Annotated in this window: 13 protein-coding genes and 3 pseudogenes; 2 read left to right on the top strand and 14 right to left on the bottom strand. The window is 71.6% G+C overall.

Annotated elements, in window-relative coordinates; translation table 11 throughout:
* From SSOG_RS54170 to SSOG_RS33700, 3 genes and pseudogenes are all read right to left on the bottom strand, one after another.
* Nucleotides 1-241 (bottom strand): aminopeptidase (locus SSOG_RS54170; protein ID WP_009718741.1); only part of this gene is annotated, 241 nt, incomplete at its 3' end.
* Between the two features lie 145 nt (nucleotides 242-386).
* A pseudogene (locus SSOG_RS54165) lies at nucleotides 387-748 on the bottom strand (chorismate mutase).
* A gap of 305 nt (nucleotides 749-1,053) precedes the next feature.
* Nucleotides 1,054-1,851 (bottom strand): S1 family peptidase, encoded by a 798-nt coding sequence (locus SSOG_RS33700; protein ID WP_039939298.1) that lies wholly within the window; start codon nucleotides 1,849-1,851, stop codon nucleotides 1,054-1,056.
* A 262-nt stretch (nucleotides 1,852-2,113) separates the two neighbouring features.
* Here SSOG_RS33700 and SSOG_RS33695 point away from each other — a divergent pair, with 262 nt between their 5' ends.
* Together SSOG_RS33695 and SSOG_RS33690 are read left to right on the top strand one after the other, a co-directional pair.
* Nucleotides 2,114-3,001 carry a hypothetical protein gene (locus tag SSOG_RS33695; protein ID WP_009718738.1) on the top strand — a complete coding sequence of 296 codons (888 nt, stop codon included), beginning with the start codon at nucleotides 2,114-2,116 and terminating at the stop codon, nucleotides 2,999-3,001.
* A gap of 59 nt (nucleotides 3,002-3,060) precedes the next feature.
* Entirely contained in the window at nucleotides 3,061-3,540 is a 480-nt protein-coding gene (locus SSOG_RS33690; RefSeq protein WP_009718737.1) for a PPOX class F420-dependent oxidoreductase, read from the top strand.
* Nucleotides 3,541-3,544: 4 nt separating this feature from the next.
* On the opposite strand, the gene SSOG_RS33685 is transcribed toward SSOG_RS33690, so the two are convergent.
* From SSOG_RS33685 to trpA, 11 genes and pseudogenes are all read right to left on the bottom strand, one after another.
* Nucleotides 3,545-5,038 carry a glycosyltransferase family 39 protein gene (locus SSOG_RS33685; protein ID WP_245606437.1) on the bottom strand — a complete coding sequence of 498 codons (1,494 nt, stop codon included), beginning with the start codon at nucleotides 5,036-5,038 and terminating at the stop codon, nucleotides 3,545-3,547.
* Complete coding sequence (locus SSOG_RS33680; RefSeq protein ID WP_009718735.1) at nucleotides 5,035-5,859, bottom strand: ABC transporter permease; 825 nt, start codon at nucleotides 5,857-5,859, stop codon at nucleotides 5,035-5,037. Before SSOG_RS33680 ends, SSOG_RS33685 begins: the two co-directional genes overlap by 4 nt.
* Nucleotides 5,856-6,920, bottom strand: coding sequence for a translation initiation factor IF-2 (locus SSOG_RS33675; protein ID WP_009718734.1), 1,065 nt, complete (start codon nucleotides 6,918-6,920; stop codon nucleotides 5,856-5,858). The genes SSOG_RS33680 and SSOG_RS33675 overlap by 4 nt, the downstream gene beginning before the upstream one ends.
* Nucleotides 6,917-7,849 (bottom strand): ATP-binding cassette domain-containing protein, encoded by a 933-nt coding sequence (locus SSOG_RS33670; protein ID WP_009718733.1) that lies wholly within the window; start codon nucleotides 7,847-7,849, stop codon nucleotides 6,917-6,919. Before SSOG_RS33670 ends, SSOG_RS33675 begins: the two co-directional genes overlap by 4 nt.
* Complete coding sequence (locus SSOG_RS33665; protein ID WP_009718732.1) at nucleotides 7,846-8,280, bottom strand: GntR family transcriptional regulator; 435 nt, start codon at nucleotides 8,278-8,280, stop codon at nucleotides 7,846-7,848. The genes SSOG_RS33670 and SSOG_RS33665 overlap by 4 nt, the downstream gene beginning before the upstream one ends.
* Nucleotides 8,281-8,451: 171 nt before the next feature.
* Nucleotides 8,452-9,901: pseudogene (locus SSOG_RS33660) on the bottom strand (glutamate synthase subunit beta).
* Nucleotides 9,894-14,439 (bottom strand): annotated as a pseudogene (gltB, locus tag SSOG_RS33655) (glutamate synthase large subunit). Before gltB ends, SSOG_RS33660 begins: the two co-directional pseudogenes overlap by 8 nt.
* Before the next feature lie 291 nt (nucleotides 14,440-14,730).
* Entirely contained in the window at nucleotides 14,731-15,462 is a 732-nt protein-coding gene (locus SSOG_RS33650; RefSeq protein ID WP_009718729.1) for a VIT1/CCC1 transporter family protein, read from the bottom strand.
* 176 nt (nucleotides 15,463-15,638) lie between these two features.
* Complete coding sequence (gene lgt / locus SSOG_RS33645) at nucleotides 15,639-16,550, bottom strand: prolipoprotein diacylglyceryl transferase (RefSeq protein ID WP_009718728.1); 912 nt, start codon at nucleotides 16,548-16,550, stop codon at nucleotides 15,639-15,641.
* A 72-nt stretch (nucleotides 16,551-16,622) separates the two neighbouring features.
* The gene (locus SSOG_RS33640; RefSeq protein WP_009718727.1) at nucleotides 16,623-17,399 is read right to left on the bottom strand and encodes a DsbA family protein; all 777 of its coding nucleotides are present in this window, start codon (nucleotides 17,397-17,399) and stop codon (nucleotides 16,623-16,625) included.
* Between the two features lie 56 nt (nucleotides 17,400-17,455).
* The coding region (gene trpA, locus SSOG_RS47755) for a tryptophan synthase subunit alpha (RefSeq protein WP_039939297.1) at nucleotides 17,456-18,047 on the bottom strand (592 nt) is incomplete at its 5' end.

The following is an 18,047-nucleotide window of genomic DNA, read 5'->3' as shown; positions in this document are numbered from 1 at the left end:
CGTCGGCGATGATCTCGGCGGGGTCGAGCGCGAGGTCGTGTCCGTCGAGCACCGCCCGGTGCAGGGCGGCGGGGTTCAGCTCCACGAAGGTGTCCGCGCCGTCCTCGCGGGCGCTGAACCGGATGGTCGTGGTGGAGCCGAAGTGTTCGTCGCCGCGGGTGAGGTCGAGGTCGATCGTGTAGCGGTGGACCTCGATGCGGCGGGCTCGGAGCTGCGCGTCCTCGCGCGTCAGTACGGACATGGGGACATGCTGCCCTACCCGCGGTAGGCGGCACACGGGAGTTCGGAGTCTGCCGGGCGCGGGCGTACGTGGGGGCGCACCACTGGTTGTGCGCCCGTACCGTACGCCCGTGCCGTACGCCCGATGGGCGGGGGCTACGGAGGGCTCAGGAGCGCGCGATCGTCTCGTGATGCCGGATGACCTCGGCGATGATGAAGTTGAGCAGCTTCTCGGCGAAAGCGGGGATCGAGTTTGGCGTTTTCCGCCAGTTCGCGCAGCCGGGTGATCTGGCGGGCCTCGCGGGGCGGGGTCGGCCGGGGGGAGTTTGTGGGCGGCCTTGAGGTGGCCGACCTGCTGGGTGCACTTGAAGCGCTCGGCGAGCATGTGGACCACGGCCGCGTCGATGTTGTCGATGCTCTCGCGCAGCCGGACCAGCTCCGCGCGTACGGCGTCGTCGGCCTCGTGGGTCGTGCTGGTCGGGGCCGGCTGGCCGGGGCGGTCGGCGGGGTCGGTCTCGCGGTGCGTCATGGCCCCCGACCCTATGCCAGCGGGGCCGGGCCCTCGGCCCCGGGACCGCCCCGCCCCCGGTGGGGGGTTGTGAAGGGGACGGGGCGGCCTCTCGGGGAGGTCTGCCCCCGGTAGCAGCGCCTCCACCGTGGAGGAGCCGGAAACGCGAGACGGGGTTCCCTTCGGCGCGGGGATTTTCCGCATCCGCTACGGCCGGATGTGAGCACCCGGACGTGACGCGGCGGACATGACGCGGCGGACGTGACGCGGACCCGGCGCGCACTGCCGCGCCGGGTCCGTTCCTACCGTGGTGCGGGTGCCGGGGGTCAGCCGCCGAGCTGGGCCGCCGCGGTCTTGATGTTCTGGGCGAAGGTGCTCACCTCGGTGTAGACACCGGGCTTGCCGGGACGGGCACAGCCCTCGCCCCAGCTGACGATGCCGACCTGGATCCACGCCCCGGCGTCGTCCTTGCGGAACATCGGGCCGCCGGAGTCGCCCTGGCAGGTGTCGACGCCGCCGGTGGACATCTTGCCGGCGCAGATCTCCTCACCGGCGACGAGTTCGCTGTACGCCGACTTGCAGGTGGCGTCGTCGACGAACGGCACGGTGGCCTTGAGCAGGTAGCGCTGCTGGCTGCCGCCTTCGGTGGCGGCGCCCCACCCGGCGACGGTGAAGTCGCCCTTGTTGTACGCCGTGGTCTCGGCGATCTTCAGGGTGGGCTGGTTGATGGGCTGGGCGAGCTTGATGAGGGCCCAATCCTTGCCGGTGCCGTTGTAGCCGGGGGCCTGGAGCACCCGGGTGGACTTGACCTTGGTGGCGCTGGAGCTCTGGAGGTCGACGACGCCCGCGGTGGCGGTGATGGAGGTGTTGGCGCCGCTGCCGTTCACACAGTGGGCGGCGGTGAGCACGAGGGTCGGGGAGTAGAGCGCGCCGCCACAGCCCATGGAGAGGCGGACCATGAAGGGGAACTCACCCTGGGCGGCGCGGGTGCCGCCGACGACGGAGGGGCCGGGCTCGGGGCCGGTGGGCTGGGCTGTCGCGGTGCCCGGCGTGAGGCTGAACGCGGCGAGGGCGACCGCGCCGAGGGCCGCGGATCTCTTCAGGTGCTTCAGTGCGTTTCGCAACGGAAGTCCTTTCGTGGGGGGTTGCGCAAAAATGTCAGGCCCACGTCAAATGACGAGACCTGCGAATGCCCTGCGATTATGTGAAGTCCGTGAACAGCCTGGCAAGGGTCGCTTTCCGGCCAAGTAGACGCCCCGTCAGCTACGCGCCCGCCCCGTCAGCCGCGCACCGCCGCCCCCGCCCCGCGGCCTCCCGCGCGTCGTCGCCGCCCCGGCCCCGCGCGGCCTCCGCGCCACCGGGCCCGGCCGCCCGTACAGTGAGCACGTGGCGGCACCGGGCAGCGACATCGAACACGGCTATCCGCACCTGGACATGGTCCGGGCCTCGCTCACCGCGCTCTACCGGCGGCTGTCGCGCGACACGGTGGACACCTTCGGGCTCAGCGTTGTCCCCGGCGACGTGGCCTTCTCCGACCAGGACGACCTCCACCTCGGCGTCCAGCGGGTGGCCCGGGTGATGGTGCAGCACATGCGGCTGCCGGACGCCCGGATGATCGTGAGCTTCCGCGAGATGCGGCACGCGGGGAACGTGGAGCTGGCCGCCGGGCCGGAGTACTTCATCGAGCTGAACTCCCGCTTCAAGACCCACCGCCGCGACATCGGGGCGGCCCTCGCCCACGAGGTCACCCATGTGTATCTGCACCGGCTCGATCTGGCCTTCTCCGGCACCCGCGACAACGAGATCCTCACCGACACCACCGCCGCCTACCTCGGCACCGGCTGGCTGCTGCTCGACGCGTACCGCCAGGACGCGGTCACCAGCCAGAAGCTGGGCTATCTGACGCCGGAGGAGTTCGGCTACGTCCTCGCCAAGCGGGCCCGGCTCTTCGACGAGGACCCGTCGCCGTGGTTCACCAGCCCGCAGGCGTACGAGGCATACGCCAAGGGGCTGGAGCTGGCCGAGCGCGACGAACGGCAGCCACCGCTCGCCGCGGCCGGGTGGACCGGACGCCGCCGGTACGCCAAGGACCGCCGTTCGGCGCAGTCCGGCCACCCCTCCCCCACCGGGGGCGACTACGTCTTCGAGGGCGGCCCGCCGCTCAGCGTGTCATTCCCCTGTCCTACGTGCCGCCAGCGCATCCGGCTCCCGGTGCGCGGCAGGCTGCGGGCGCGGTGCGGACTGTGCCGTACGGTCCTGGAGTGCGACACCTGACGGGACACTGAGGGGACGGGGCGGCGTTCGAGCGCACTCCACGTCGTACCCTCGCGTGCATGAGCCCCTCCATCGCCACCAACACCCGTGTCGCCCTGGACGAGCTGCTGGAGTTCGTCCGCCCGCGGCACCGCGCCATCCTGATGACCCGCCGCTCCGACGGGTCCCCGCAGGCGTCCCCGCTGACCTGCGGCGTCGACGACTCGGGCCGTATCGTCATGTCCACCTACCCCGAGCGCGCCAAGGTCCGCAACGCCAAGCGCGAGGCGGCCGTCAGCCTGATCGTGCTGTCCGACGAGTGGAACGGACCGTGGGTGCAGATCGACGGCACCGCCGAGGTGATCGACACCCCCGACTCGGTCGAACCGCTGGTCGAGTACTACCGCAACATCGCCGGTGAGCACCCGGACTGGGACGAGTACCGCTCGGCCATGCGCAAGCAGGGCAAGTCGCTGATCCGGGTCACGCCCGAGCGCTGGGGCCCGGTCGCCACCGGCGGCTTTCCCGCCCGGCTGGTGGAGGACTCCCCCGAGGGGTGAGTGCTCAGCAGCGCCCGGGGCGCGCGTAGAGCACGATGCGCATGCCGGTGACGTCCCTGACGGCACATCGGTGGAAGTACCGCGTCAGCACCGCGCGCTTCATCCGCTCCTGCGGGGTGTCGTCCAGCGGCTGCCCGGGCGGGTCGTTCACCGTGACGATCCGCCCGGCCGTCAGCATCCGGGCACGGATGGACGGTGCGGGCAGTTCGATGCCGTGCAGGGTGCCCGAGGGGATCGCGTGCCGGGCCAGGGCCAGTTCCCGTAACCCCCGGAAGTCCCCCGGGCTGGACATGATCGGCTCGCGGCGGCGGGCGGGCAGGAAGAGCACCCCGTCGCCTGGCCGGGTCAGCTCCCGTACGGTACGGGCGGCCGCGAGGGGGTCGTCGATCCTGCTCTGCGGGGTGCGCAGCTGCACCGAGTACGGCAGCAGGGCGGCCACGGACAGCACCGCGAGGCCCCCGGCCACCACCCGCCGAGTGCGCGCCAGCCGTTCGAGCGCCGCGCCCAGCAGCAGCGCGAGGCCGACGTACGCGTACAGCACATAGCGGTCGACGTAGAGCGGATGGACGTACGACACCGCGAGCAGCGTCGCCGGGGGCACCAGCAGCAGCGGCAGCGCGACCGCGCGCAGCGGCAGCGGGCCCCGGGAGGGCAGCGGCGCCCGGGCGCAGCCGAGCCCGATCAGCGCGAGCGCGCCGAAGCCGAGCAGGTCCGGCAGGCCGGGGCGGGAGATCCAGCCGACCAGGGCGGCCTGCTGCTGGCTGACGATCACCAGCGGGGACAGGACGACGGCCACTACGGCGGCCGCCCGGCCCCACGCCCAGCCGAGTGCCGCGGGCACCCGGGCCCGGTGGAGCGCGACCCCGTGGGCGAGGACGGCCAGGACCGCGAACTCGTGCAGCAGACAGGCCAGCGCCGCGACCGCCGCGTACGCCGTCCAGGTCCGCCTGCGGGGCCTGGCCACCGCGCTCAGCAGCAGATGGGTCGCCGCGATGACGGCGGCGCAGACCAGGGCGTACGAGCGGCCCTCCTGCGCGTACCGCTGCACCGCCGGGGCCAGCGGGAAGACCAGCCCGGCGGCGAGCCCGGCCCGGGGACCGGCCAGCCGGTGCCCGAGCAGTCCCACCCCAGCGGCCGCGGTCGCCATCGCCAGCACCGACGGCAGCCGCAGCGCGAGCAGCCCGCCGTCCCAGAGGGCGAACACGGCGTGCATGAGCAGGTAGTAGAGGCCGTGTGCGACATCGGCCTCGCCGAGCAGCCGGACGATCTCGGGGAGGTCGCGGTGGGCGATCTGATACGTCGTCGACTCGTCCGCCACATGCTGTTCCCGCGGCGGATCCCCCACAGCCCGAGCGCGGAGCGTCAGCACGGCCGGGGCCAGGGCGACGGCGGCGGGCCGGAGAGCGGGGCGCGGCCGCCGGGCGGCGGGCGGGGCCATCCGGGCGCGCGGCGCGGCGGGCGCGGTGAGCGTGCGGACCTGGCTGCGGACCTGGCTCATACGGGCCGCCGCCGGATCCGCCGGACGCAGAAGGCGGCGAGCGCGGCGGCCAGGGCCAGGCACAGTCCGGCCTGGGTCCACTGCACCCACCAGAATCCCCCGTCACGCGGGTGCGGGCGCAGCGCGCCCAGGGCGGTGAGGAGTCCGGCGGTGACGGCGAGCGTGGCGGCCATGGCGGGCAGGGTGCGCGCGATGAGCAGTCCGAGCGCCGCGCCGAGGAAGAAGGACAGCACGGTCAGCGCGACGGCGGCCGGTCCCACGGCGTCGAAGGGCACGGTGGCGTACCGGTCGAGGTGGGCGAACTGGTCGCGCGCGGGCCACCACCACCAGGTGAAGAGCGCGGAGAGGGCCGTCGTGCCCGCGACGGCGGCGGTGAGCGGGACGCCGAGCAGCGCGGCGAGCCAGCGGGTCCGGCTCGCCGACTGGGACCACACCATCTTGTACGTACCGCTCTCCAGTTCGCGCGCGAGCAGCGGGGCGCCGACGAAGGTGCCGATGAGGACGGGGACCGCGAGCAGCAGCCATCCGGTCACCAGCAGCGGTGGGCGGTGGGCGTCGAGGCGTTCGTACGCGTCACGCAGCGGGCTCGGGGCGTCGTGGGGTGCGAACCGCATGCCGTTGCAGGGGTTCTGCCAGATGCGGCAGCCCGCGATGTTCCGGTCGTGCAGCAGGGCGACCATGCCCGCGCGCTGGTACAGGACGTATCCGGCGAGGGCGAGGAGCAGCGCTCCCCCGGCGGTCAGGGCGGCCCGGTGCCGCCGCCAGGCCAGCCACAGCAGACCGCGGGTGGTGCTGGTGGTTTCGGTGACGGTGCCGCTCATGCCGCCGCCCTTCCGGTGGGCCGCCGCCGGATCCACCGGGCGCAGAAGGCGGCGAGGGCGAGGGCCGCGGCGAGACAGATCCCGGCCTCGATCCACTGGAGGGGCCAGAAGTGGCTCGCGGGGTGGATGTCCTCGTAGGCCCTTCCGGTGGAGCCGAGCCGGGTGAAGCAGCGTTCCGTGGCGTCCGCGCTGTCGGCAGACGAGCAGCGGTCCCACGGGATCTTTCCTCCGGACCGGGTGAGATAGCCGTTACTCATGCCGCGCCAGGAGGTGGAGAAGACGTGCCGCGGGATGGCGCCGAAGTCGCCGTCGGCGGCTGAGACCAGGGTCCGCGTGGGCATCAGACGCGGCCGCAGCACGCCCAGTCCGTACCTCACGCCGGCCGTGGCGGCCAGGGTCGCCGCCATGGCGGGCAGGGTCCGGCGGATCACCAGCCCGAGCGCCACGCCGAGCAGGAAGCAGAGCACCGTGAGGGACACCAGCGCGGGACCGGACGCGTCGAACGGCACGCTGGTGCCCCAGGCCACGTCGGTGAGGGTGATGGCACGGGCGGTCCGCCACCACCAGGTGTAGAGGGCGGCCAGGATCGCGGTGCCGACGACGAGGGCGGCGGTGGGGAGGGCGAGGCGGGCGGCGAGCCAGCGGGTCCGGGAGACGGACTGGGTCCACACCAGCCGGTACGTACCGCTCTCCAGCTCCCGCGCGATCAGCGGCGCGCCGACGAAGACCCCGGCCACCACGGGCAGCGCGAGGAGCAGCCGTCCGGTGTCGAGCAGGCGGGGCCGGTAGACGTCGTAGACGTGGAAGTACGCGTCGGCCAGCGGGCCCGAGCCCCGCACGGGGTCGGATATCCGCTTGCCGCGGCAGTACGTCCGCCAGTCCGCGCAGCCGTCGATGCCGTGGTCGCGCAGATAGCCGACCATCTCGACGCGCTGCCACACGATGTATCCGGCGAGGGCCACGACCAGCGCGGCGAAGGTCCACAGGAAGGCGCGCTGCTGCCGCCGGACCAGCCATAACACTCCGGTCGCTCCCTCGGTGAGGACGGTACGGGCGGTCACCGGACCACATCCCGCGACGAGGCGCGGGCGCCCGCGGTGATCAGCGGCGGGGCGTCGGGCGAGCGCAGATAGCCGAGGAGGACGTCCTCCAGGGAGGGTTCGCGGACGATCCAGCCGTCCCCGACCGGGGCGGTCGCGGACCGGACCAGGGCGGTGAGCTGACGGCCCGTCGTACGCCGTTCGACCACCGTATGGCCGCCCGCCCCCGGGTCGAGGCCGTCGCGGGCGCCGGTGATCAGGCGGTGGGCGGACTGGATGGCGTCGCTCTCGCCCGCCAGCCGGATCCGGCCGTCGCCGATGAGCAGCAGATGGTCGCAGACGCCGTCGAGTTCGGCGAGCACATGGGTGGAGATGACGACGGTGGTGCCGTGTTCGGCGGCCTCGGCCATCAGGGCGCCCATCATGCGGCGGCGGCGCAGCGGGTCCTGGTCGGACATCGGCTCGTCGAGCAGCAGCAGTTCGGCCCGTTTGCCGAGGGCGAGGGCCAGGGCGACACAGGTGCGCTGGCCGCCGGAGAGCGAGCCGACGCGGGCGGCCAGCGGTACGTCGGCCTCGGCCACGACCCGTTCGGCGGCCCGCTGGTCCCAGCGGGGATTGAGTTCGCGGCCCAGGCGCAGGGTGTCGGCGACGGTGAACCGCGGGTACAGCGGCTTGTCCTGGGCGACGAAGGCGATGCGGGCACGTGCCTCGGGCGCCGAGGGGGCGTGGCCGAAGATGCGGAGGATGCCGGTGGTGGGGGCCAGCAGGTCGGCGGCGAGGGACAACAGGGTGCTCTTGCCGGAGCCGTTGGGTCCGACGAGGGCGCAGACACACCCGGCGGGCAGCCGGAAGGCGACGTCTCTCAGGGCCCAGCCGCGCCGGTACTTCCTTCCCAGCCCGGTCGCCTCCAGAGCACTGCTTCCCGCGATGTCACCGTTCTCGTCGGTCACCCGTTCTCCCCGTTCGTGCTCTCAACTGTGGTGGCCCCGGCCGTACCGCCGTCGCGGAACCGCTCGTCGAGCACCGAGGTGACGAGCGCGGCGGCGTCCTCGCGGTCGAGTCCGGCGGCGCGGGCCCGGTCCGCCCATGCGGCCAGCTCGGCGCGCAGGGGTGAGTCGGCGGCGGCCTCCGGCCGGGCGAGGGAGCGGCGTACGAAGGTGCCGAGGCCCGGTCGCGGCTCGACCAGCCCTTCGCGCTCCAGCTCGCGGTAGGCCTTCAGGACGGTGTTGGGGTTGACGGCGGTGGCCGTGACGACCGCCTTCGCGGTGGGCAGCCGGTCGCCGGGCTGGAGCAGGCCGAGCCGCAGCGCCTGTTTGGTCTGCTGGACGATCTGGAGATAGGTGGCGACGCCGCTGCGCCGGTCGATGTGGTACTCGACCATCCCCTCACCACCCTTTCACTAATCAGTTAGTGGAATGATGGTGCGGTGGGTCCAGGAGAATGTCAATCGGGAAACCGGGAAACACCACGCGGCGCCTCCCCCCGGTCGGGTGGGGGAAGGCGCCGCGCGGCCGGTCCGTACGCCGTTGTACGGGCGGAGACTTGAGGACCGTCAGACCATGAGGGCCCGGTCGGTGGGGCGGATCGGGGCGGGCAGGGCGCTGGCCCCGGCCAGGTAGCGATCCACGCCGCGCGCCGCGGAGCGGCCCTCGGCGATGGCCCAGACGATCAGCGACTGGCCGCGGCCCGCGTCACCGGCGACGAAGACGCCGTCCACGTTGGTGGCGAAGTCGGCGTCGCGCGCCACGTTGCCGCGCTCGTCCAGCTCCAGGCGCGAACTGCTCGACCAGGCCGTTCTCCCGGTCGGTGCCGATGACAGGTGCCAGCTGGGCCGGGATCTTCCGCTCGGTGCCCGGCTTCTGCTCCAGCTTGCCGTCCTTGAACTCCACCTCGATCAGGTGCAGCCACTGGACGTTGCCGTCCTCGTCGCCCTCGAAGTGGGTGGTGGAGACGGAGTAGACCCGCTCGCCGCCCTCCTCGTGCGCCGAGGTGACCTTGTAGAGCATCGGGAAGGTGGGCCAGGGCTGGCCCGGCGCGCGCTCCTCGCCCGGCTTGGGCATGATCTCCAGCTGGGTGACGGAGGCGGCGCCCTGCCGGTGGGCGGTGCCGACGCAGTCGGCGCCGGTGTCACCGCCGCCGATCACGACGACGTGCTTGCCCTCGGCGGTGATGGGGGGCGTCGTCAGATCGCCCTCCTGCACCTTGTTGGCGAGCGGCAGGTACTCCATCGCGAAGTGGATGCCGTTCAGCTCGCGGCCCGGGGCCGGCAGGTCGCGGGAGGTGGTGGCACCGGCCGCGATGACGACCGCGTCGTATCGCTTGCGCAGCTTGGCGGCGTCGATGTCGCGCCCGATCTCCGTTTCGGTGCGGAACTTGGTGCCCTCCGCGCGCATCTGCTCGATGCGGCGGTTGATGTGGCGCTTCTCCATCTTGAACTCGGGGATGCCGTAGCGCAGCAGCCCGCCGATGCGGTCGGCCCGCTCGTACACGGCGACCGTGTGTCCGGCGCGGGTCAGCTGCTGGGCGGCGGCGAGGCCCGCCGGGCCCGAGCCGATGACGGCGACGGTCTTGCCGCTGAGCCGCTCGGGGGGCTGCGGGGTGACATCGCCCGAGTCCCACGCCTTGTCGATGATGGTGACCTCGACGTTCTTGATGGTCACCGCGGGCTGGTTGATGCCGAGGACACACGCCGACTCACACGGGGCGGGGCACAGCCGCCCGGTGAACTCCGGGAAGTTGTTGGTCGCGTGCAGCCGCTCGCTGGCCTCCCGCCAGTCCTCGCGGTAGGCGTAGTCGTTCCACTCGGGGATGAGGTTTCCGAGCGGACAGCCGTTGTGGCAGAACGGGATGCCGCAGTCCATACACCGGCCGGCCTGCTTGCTGATGATCGGCAGCAGCGAACCGGGGACGTAGACCTCGTTCCAGTCCTTGACCCGCTCGTCCACCGGACGCGTCTTCGCGACCTCGCGGTCAGTGGTCAGGAAGCCCTTGGGGTCAGCCATTGGTCGCCGCCTCCATCATCTTCTCGTGGGTCGCGGACTCGGAGAGTCCGGCTCGCTCGGCGGCGTCCTTGGCGGCGAGCACGGCCTGGTACGTAGCGGGGATGATCTTGCCGAAGCGGGCGAGGGCGCGGTCCCAGTCGGCGAGCAGCGCGGCCGCGACGGTGGAACCGGTCTCCTCCTGGTGGCGGCGCACAGCGTCGTGCAGCCACTGCTTGTCGGTGTCGTCCAGCTCGCCGACGGCGTCGCGGAGGTCGACGTTGACGTTGTCCGGGTCGAGGTCGATGACGTACGCGATGCCACCGGACATCCCGGCCGCGAAGTTGCGCCCGGTCGGGCCGAGGACGACGGCCCGGCCGCCGGTCATGTACTCGCAGCCGTGGTCGCCCACGCCCTCGGAGACCACGGTCGCGCCCGAGTTGCGGACGCAGAACCGCTCGCCGACCTTGCCGCGCAGATACATCTCGCCGCCGGTCGCGCCGTACGCGAGGGTGTTGCCCGCGATGGTCGAGTACTCGGCGAGGTGGTCGGCGCCCCGGTCCGGGCGGACGATCACGCGGCCGCCGGACAGGCCCTTGCCGACGTAGTCGTTGGCGTCGCCCTCCAGCCGCAGCGTGACACCGCGGGGCGCGAACGCGCCGAAGGACTGGCCGGCCGAGCCGGTGAAGGTGATGTCGATGGTGTCGTCCGGCAGGCCCGCGCCGCCGAACTTCCGCGTCACCTCGTGACCGAGCATGGTGCCGACGGTCCGGTTGATGTTGCGGATCGCGACCTGGGCGCGGACCGGCTGGGCGGACTCGGCGGACTCCGCGTTCAGCGCGTCCGCCGCGAGCTTGATCAGCTCGTTGTCCAGGGCCTTCGCCAGGCCGTGGTCCTGCTCGACCACCTGGTGGCGGACGGCGCCCTCCGGCAGCTCGGGGACGTACAGCAGCGGGCCGAGGTCCAGGCCCTGCGCCTTCCAGTGCTGCACGGCCCGGCCGGTGTCCAGCAGCTCGGCGTGGCCGATGGCCTCGTCCAGGGTGCGGAAGCCCAGCTCGGCGAGGAGCTCGCGGACCTCCTCGGCGATGAACTGGAAGAAGTTGACCACGTACTCGGCCTGGCCGCTGTAGCGCTCGCGCAGCACCGGGTTCTGGGTGGCGATGCCGACCGGGCAGGTGTCCAGGTGGCATACGCGCATCATCACGCAGCCGGAGACGACCAGCGGCGCGGTCGCGAAGCCGAACTCCTCGGCACCGAGCAGCGCGGCGATCACCACGTCGCGGCCGGTCTTCAGCTGGCCGTCGGTCTGCACGACGATACGGTCGCGCAGCCCGTTGAGCAGCAGCGTCTGCTGGGTCTCGGCGAGACCCAGCTCCCAGGGGCCGCCCGCGTGCTTGAGCGAGGTGAGCGGCGAGGCGCCGGTGCCGCCGTCGTGGCCGGAGATCAGCACGACATCGGCGTGCGCCTTGGAGACGCCCGCGGCGACGGTGCCGACGCCGACAAAAGGAGACCAGCTTGACGTGAATGCGCGCCTTCGGGTTGGCGTTCTTCAGGTCGTGGATCAGCTGGGCGAGGTCCTCGATGGAGTAGATGTCGTGGTGCGGCGGCGGGGAGATCAGGCCGACGCCGGGCGTCGAGTGCCGGGTCTTGGCCACCCACGGGTACACCTTGTGGCCGGGCAGCTGGCCGCCCTCGCCGGGCTTGGCGCCCTGCGCCATCTTGATCTGGATGTCATCGGAGTTGACCAGGTATTCGCTGGTCACACCGAAGCGGCCGGAGGCGACCTGCTTGATGGAGGAGCGCCGCGCCGGGTCGTGCAGCCGGTCGGAGTCCTCGCCGCCCTCACCGGTGTTGGACTTGCCGCCCAGCTGGTTCATGGCGATGGCCAGCGTCTCGTGCGCCTCCTGGGAGATGGAGCCGTACGACATGGCGCCGGTCGAGAACCGCTTGACGATCTCGCTGACCGGCTCGACCTCCTCGATCGGGATCGAGGGCCGCTCGCCGTCCTTGAAGGAGAACAGACCGCGCAGCGTCATCAGCCGCTCGGACTGCTCGTTCACCCGCTCCGTGTACTTCTTGAAGATGTCGTAGCGGCGCGCGCGGGTGGAGTGCTGGAGCCGGAAGACCGTCTCCGGGTCGAACAGGTGCGGCTCGCCCTCGCGGCGCCACTGGTACTCGCCGCCGATGTCCAGCGCGCGGTGCGCGGAGGGGATGCCGGTGGCCGGGTACGCCTTGGCGTGCCGGGCGGCGACCTCCTTGGCCACGATGTCCAGGCCCGCGCCGCCGATCTTGGTGGCGGTGCCGTGGAAGTAGGCGTCCACGAAGGACTCGTCCAGGCCGACGGCCTCGAAGACCTGGGCGCCGCGGTAGGAGGCCACGGTGGAGATGCCCATCTTGGACATCACCTTCAGGACGCCCTTGCCGAGCGCCTTGATCAGGTTCTTGATCGCGGTCTCGGACTCCATGCCGGGCAGGAACGTTCCGGCCCGGACCAGGTCCTCGACCGACTCCATCGCCAGGTACGGGTTGACGGCCGCAGCACCGTAGCCGATGAGCAGCGCGACATGGTGCACCTCGCGCACGTCGCCCGCCTCGACCAGCAGCCCCACCTGGGTGCGCTGCTTGGTACCGATGAGGTGGTGGTGCACGGCGGAGGTGAGCAGCAGCGAGGGGATCGGCGCGTGCTCGGCGTCCGAGTGCCGGTCGGAGAGCACGATCAGCCGGGCGCCGTCCTCGATGGCGGCGTCCGCCTCGGCGCAGATCTCGGCCAGCCGCGCGGCGAGCGCGTCACCGCCGCCGCTGACCCGGTACAGGCCGGAGAGGTTGGCGGCCTTCAGGCCCGGCATGTCGCCGTCGGCGTTGATGTGGATGAGCTTGGCCAGCTCATCGTTGTCGATCACCGGGAAGGGCAGGGTGACGCTGCGGCAGGAGGCCGCGGTCGGCTCCAGCAGATTGCCCTGCGGGCCCAGCGAGGAGATCAGCGAGGTGACCAGCTCCTCGCGGATCGCGTCCAGCGGCGGGTTGGTGACCTGCGCGAACAGCTGGGTGAAGTAGTCGAACAGCAGCCGCGGCCGCTCGGAGAGGGCGGCGATCGGCGAGTCCGTGCCCATCGAGCCGATCGGCTCGGCGCCGGCCTTGGCCATCGGCGCGAGCAGGACCCGCAGCTCCTCCTCGGTGTAGCCGAAGGTCTGCTGGCGGCGGGTGACCGAGGCGTGGGTGTGCACGATGTGCTCACGCTCGGGCAGGTCCGCCAGGTCGATCAGCCCGGCCTCGAGCCAGTCGCCGTACGGCTGCTCGGTAGCCAGCTCTGCCTTGATCTCGTCGTCCTCGATGATCCGGTGCTCGGCGGTGTCCACCAGGAACATCCGGCCCGGCTGGAGCCGGCCCTTGCGGACCACCTTGGCCGGGTCGATGTCCAGGACGCCGACCTCGGACGACAGCACGACCAGCCCGTCGTCGGTGACCCAGTAGCGCCCCGGTCGCAGACCGTTGCGGTCGAGCACGGCGCCGACCTGGGTGCCGTCGGTGAAGGTGACACAGGCCGGGCCGTCCCAGGGCTCCATCATCGTGGAGTGGTACTGGTAGAAGGCGCGCCGGGCCGGGTCCATCGACGGGTGGTTCTCCCACGCCTCGGGGACCATCATCAGCACCGAGTGCGGCAGCGAGCGGCCGCCGAGGTGCAGCAGCTCCAGGACCTCGTCGAAGGTCGCGGAGTCGGAGGCGTCCGGGGTACAGAGCGGGAAGATCCGGTCCAGCCCCTTCTCCCCGAACAGGTCGCTGACCAGCTGGGATTCACGTGCCCGCATCCAGTTGCGGTTACCCTGCACGGTGTTGATCTCACCGTTGTGGGCGACGAAGCGGTACGGGTGGGCCAGCGGCCAGCTCGGGAAGGTGTTCGTGGAGAACCGGGAGTGGACCAGCGCGATGGCCGTGGCGAAACGGCGGTCGGACAGATCCGGGAAGAACGGCTCCAGCTGACCGGTGGTCAGCATGCCCTTGTACACCACGGTGCGGGAGGACAGCGACGGGAAGTACACGTCGGCCTCGCGCTCGGCGCGCTTGCGCAGCACGAACGCCTTGCGATCCAGGTCCAGCCCGCTGCTGGTGCCGTCCGCGACGAAGAGCTGGCGGAAGGCGGGCATGGTGGTGCGCGCGCCGTTGCCCAGCAGCTCGGGCGCGACCGGCACCTCGCGCCAGCCGAGGACGGTCAGCTCCTCCTCGGCGGCGATCCGCTCGATGTGCTCCGCGGCCTCGTCACCCGCCGCCTCGGGCAGGAACCCGATACCCACGGCATACGAACCGGCCTCGGGAAGATCGAAGTCGGTCACGTCCCGCAGGAAGGCGTCCGGAACCTGCACGAGGATGCCCGCGCCGTCACCCGAGTCGGGCTCGGAGCCGGTGGCCCCACGGTGCTCCAGGTTCCGTAGCACGGTGAGAGCCTGCTCAACGAGCTCGTGGCTGGCCTCGCCGGTGAGGGTCGCCACAAAGCCGACGCCACAGGCGTCGTGCTCATTGCGCGGGTCGTACATCCCCTGGCGGGCGGGGTGGGATGCGGAACGCATCGGCTCTCCCGTCGTCGTCATGGCATTTTGCGTGTGCCGAGGGACGACGTTGGCCCTCCGCGAGAATTTCGTGCAGGTTACATGATGAGTCAGTTCTCGGGAAGTGGATATTCCGTTTCACCATGCGGACACCCCTGCACGGGGCGAGTCGGGCGATGGGGTCTGAAACGACCACCGTCGCCCCGGCGCGAGACGGGCCACACTGCCCGAGCGCTTCGGCTTTATGCCCGCTGGCAAACGGATCGAAACCGTCGAGTAACAGCGTAGTTATACGGTTACTCGTATGAGGGGTCAGCCTACGGCCGTACCGAAGAACACGCCCAGGGCATAGGTCACACCCGCCGCCGCCCCGCCCAGCGCGAGCTGCCGCAGCCCGCTGAACCACCACGGCCGGGCCGTCACCCGGGCCACCACCGCACCGCACGCGAACAGCCCGAGCAGCGCCAGCAGCACCGCCGGCCACAGCGCGACCGCGCCCAGCAGATACGGCAGCACCGGCAGCAGCGCGCCCAGCGCGAACGAACCGAACGAGGACACCGCCGCGACCAGCGGCGACGGCAGATCGTCCGGGTCGATGCCCAGCTCCTCGCGGGCGTGTATCTCCAGTGCCTGCTCCGGATCCTTCGACAGCTGCGCGGCCACCTCGCGGGCCAGCTTCGGCTTCACGCCCCGCGACTCGTACAGCGCCGCCAGCTCCGCCATCTCGTCCGCCGGATGCTTGCGCAGCTCCCGCCGCTCGACCTCCAGCTCGGCCTCGACCAGCTCGCGCTGGGACGCGACGGAGGTGTACTCACCGGCCGCCATCGAGAACGCACCGGCGGCGAGCCCCGCCAGCCCGGTGATCACGATGGTCTGCCGGTCGACGGCCCCGCCCGCGACGCCGGTCATCAGCGCCAGGTTGGAGACCAGCCCGTCCATGGCCCCGAAGACGGCCGGGCGCAGCCAGCCGCCGTTCACATCGCGGTGGGTGTGGTTGTCGCGGTGGGCGATATGCGGTGACTGAACGGTGTCGATGACGGACATGTGTTGTCGTGCTCCCTTCGCGGGCGCGGACCTGCCGCCCGCACCCCAATAGCTCGAAGGTAGACACGCGACCCCCTGTCCCGCCAGCAAGGAAGGCCGAACTTACCGCGCTGACCTGCACAAACGTAAAAAGGCCGCCGAAACCCGAGGGGTTCGGCGGCCTCTTGGCGCAGGCGTCAGGGTTTCTTGGTGGCCTTCGCCTCGGCGGGAGCCTTCGCCTCGGTGTCCTTCTCGGCCGGACCGTCCTCCTCGGCGGCGCCGTCCTCCACCGCCGCGGGCTCGACGACCTCTTCGCGGCCCGGGGCCTTCTTCGCGGAGATCACCAGATACGCCACCGCCGCCACGAAGACGACGATCGACGTCCAGTCGTTGAGCCGCAGGCCCAGGATGTGGTGGGCGTCGTCCACCCGCAGGTACTCGATCCAGAAGCGGCCCACGGTGTACGAGGCCACATAGAGGGCAAACGCCCGGCCATGCCCCAGCGTGAAGCGGCGGTCCGCCCAGATCACCAGCAGCGCCACGCCGATGCACCACAGCGACTCGTAGAGGAACGTCGGGTGGTACGTACCGGCGACGCGCCCGGTGTCCGGGTCGGCGTCGATCTTCAGCGCCCACGGCAGGGTGGTCGCCTTGCCGTACAGCTCCTGGTTGAACCAGTTTCCCCAGCGGCCGATCGCCTGGGCCAGGGCGATCCCGGGGGCGATGGCGTCCGCGTACGCCGGGAGCGGGATCCCCCGGCGGCGGCAGCCGATCCAGGCACCCAGCGCGCCCAGCGCCACGGCTCCCCAGATTCCCAGGCCGCCCTGCCAGATCTTGAAGGCGTCGACCCAGTTCTTGCCGTCCGTGAAGTACAGCTGGTAGTCGGTGATGACGTGGTAGAGCCGCCCTCCCACCAGTCCGAAGGGCACCGCCCACACGGCGATGTCGGCAACGGTGCCGACCTGGCCGCCGCGGGCGACCCAGCGCCGCCCACCGAGCCAGACGGCAACGAAGACGCCGATGATGATGCAGAACGCGTAGCCGCGCAGCGGGATCGGACCGAGGTAGATCACGCCGGAAGACGGGCTGGGAATGTAAGCGAGTTCCATGACAGGGTCGACGCTACCGTGCCGGGCGGTCAATGCGGCAACCTGCCCGGCACAACGTGTGGATAACGGGTCTCAGCCCCTCGCCGCCGCGGCGACCATGCGCTTCAGCTTGTTGGGCGACAGCGGGGTATCCGGACCGTAAATCGACTTCCCGTCGAGCAATACGGTCGGGGTCGAAGCGAAACCGGACCGGTTGAAGTCGGTGTGGGCCTTCCTGACCCACCCATCGTGCCGACCGTCCTCGACACACGTCCGGAACGCCGCCGTGTTCAGCCCCGGGACCTTGTCCGCCAGCCGGATCAGCTTCGCGTTCCTCGCGTACGTATCCCGGGTCTCCTCCGGCTGATGCCGGTACAGCACATCGTGGTACGCCCGGAACTTCCCCGCGTCCTGGGCACACGCCGCCGCGTTCGCCGCCCGCACCGAGCCGGTGCCGCCCAGGTTGCCGTCGATGATGGCGACGAGGTGGTATTCCACCCGCATCCGGCCGCGGTCCGCCAGCTCGTTCACGGTCTTGTGGAAGACGTCCTCGAACTGCTTGCAGCCCGGGCAGCGGAAATCCTCGTACACGGTCAACGTGGCCGGAGCGCCGCGCTTCCCGGCCGGAACGACCAGATCGCCCTTGCCCACCGCGCCCCGTGGCGGTTCGGCGGAGCTGCCCGACTTCCCCGAGTCCTGGTTCGCCTTGGTCGCGAAGACGCCCACACCGCCGGCCACCGCGAGGACGGCGATCACCGCCCCGACCATGCCGAGCGTCCGCTTTCGCTTGCCGCGCGCCTTGTCCTTCTCGCGCTGTTCTTGCAGTCGCTCCCGGGCGCTGCGCTTTCCCTGACGGTTTTTCTGGCTCACGCCCTCGCCTAACGAGGCGGAGGGGCACCGCTCAGCCCCTCCGCCCCGTATTCCCTCTAACGAGCGACGCGAACGCCCTCCGCCAGCTCACCCGCGAGCCGGCGCACGCCGTCCAGCCCGGCCTCCGGGGTCTCCGCGTCCAGCAAGCGCTTCACAAAGGCCGACCCCACGATGACCCCGTCCGCGAACGCGGCGACCTCGGCGGCCTGCGCGGGGTTCGACACCCCGAGCCCCACGCACACCGGCAGCGCGGTGGTCGCACGGGTGCGCGCGACCAGCTCGCGCGCCTCCTGTCCCACCGATTCCCTCGTTCCGGTGACGCCCATGAGGGACGCGGCGTAGACGAAACCGCTGCCCGCCGCCGTGATCTTCGCCAGCCGCTCGTCCCGGCTGCTCGGCGCGACCACGAACACCGTCGCCAGCCCGTGCTGCTCGGCGGCCTTCCGCCACACCTCGGACTCCTCGACCGGCAGGTCCGGCAGGATGCACCCGGCGCCGCCCACCGCGGCCAGGTCCGCGGCGAACCGCTCGACGCCGTAGCGGTCGACGGGATTCCAGTAGGTCATGCACAGGATCGGCGCACCGGTCGCCGCATGTACGTCCCCCACCGTCCGGATCACATCGCGAATCTTCACCCCGCCCCGCAGG

Origin of the sequence: Streptomyces himastatinicus ATCC 53653, from assembly GCF_000158915.1 — a bacterium.
Taxonomy (GTDB): Bacteria; Actinomycetota; Actinomycetes; order Streptomycetales; family Streptomycetaceae; genus Streptomyces; species Streptomyces himastatinicus.
The sequence above is the reverse complement of the archived record's forward strand: the minus strand, read 5'-3'. Positions and strand labels throughout refer to the sequence as shown.

Bases quoted from the DNA above. Each gene is read 5' to 3' on its own strand.
- SSOG_RS33690 (WP_009718737.1), top strand. From the start codon at position 3,061: ATGAGCCCCTCCATCGCCACCAACACCCGTGTCGCCCTGGACGAGCTG.
- SSOG_RS33685 (WP_245606437.1), bottom strand. From the start codon at position 5,038: ATGAGCCAGGTCCGCAGCCAGGTCCGCACGCTCACCGCGCCCGCCGCG.
- SSOG_RS33680 (WP_009718735.1), bottom strand. From the start codon at position 5,859: ATGAGCGGCACCGTCACCGAAACCACCAGCACCACCCGCGGTCTGCTG.
- SSOG_RS33665 (WP_009718732.1), bottom strand. From the start codon at position 8,280: ATGGTCGAGTACCACATCGACCGGCGCAGCGGCGTCGCCACCTATCTC.
- SSOG_RS33650 (WP_009718729.1), bottom strand. From the start codon at position 15,462: ATGTCCGTCATCGACACCGTTCAGTCACCGCATATCGCCCACCGCGAC.
- lgt (WP_009718728.1), bottom strand. From the start codon at position 16,550: ATGGAACTCGCTTACATTCCCAGCCCGTCTTCCGGCGTGATCTACCTC.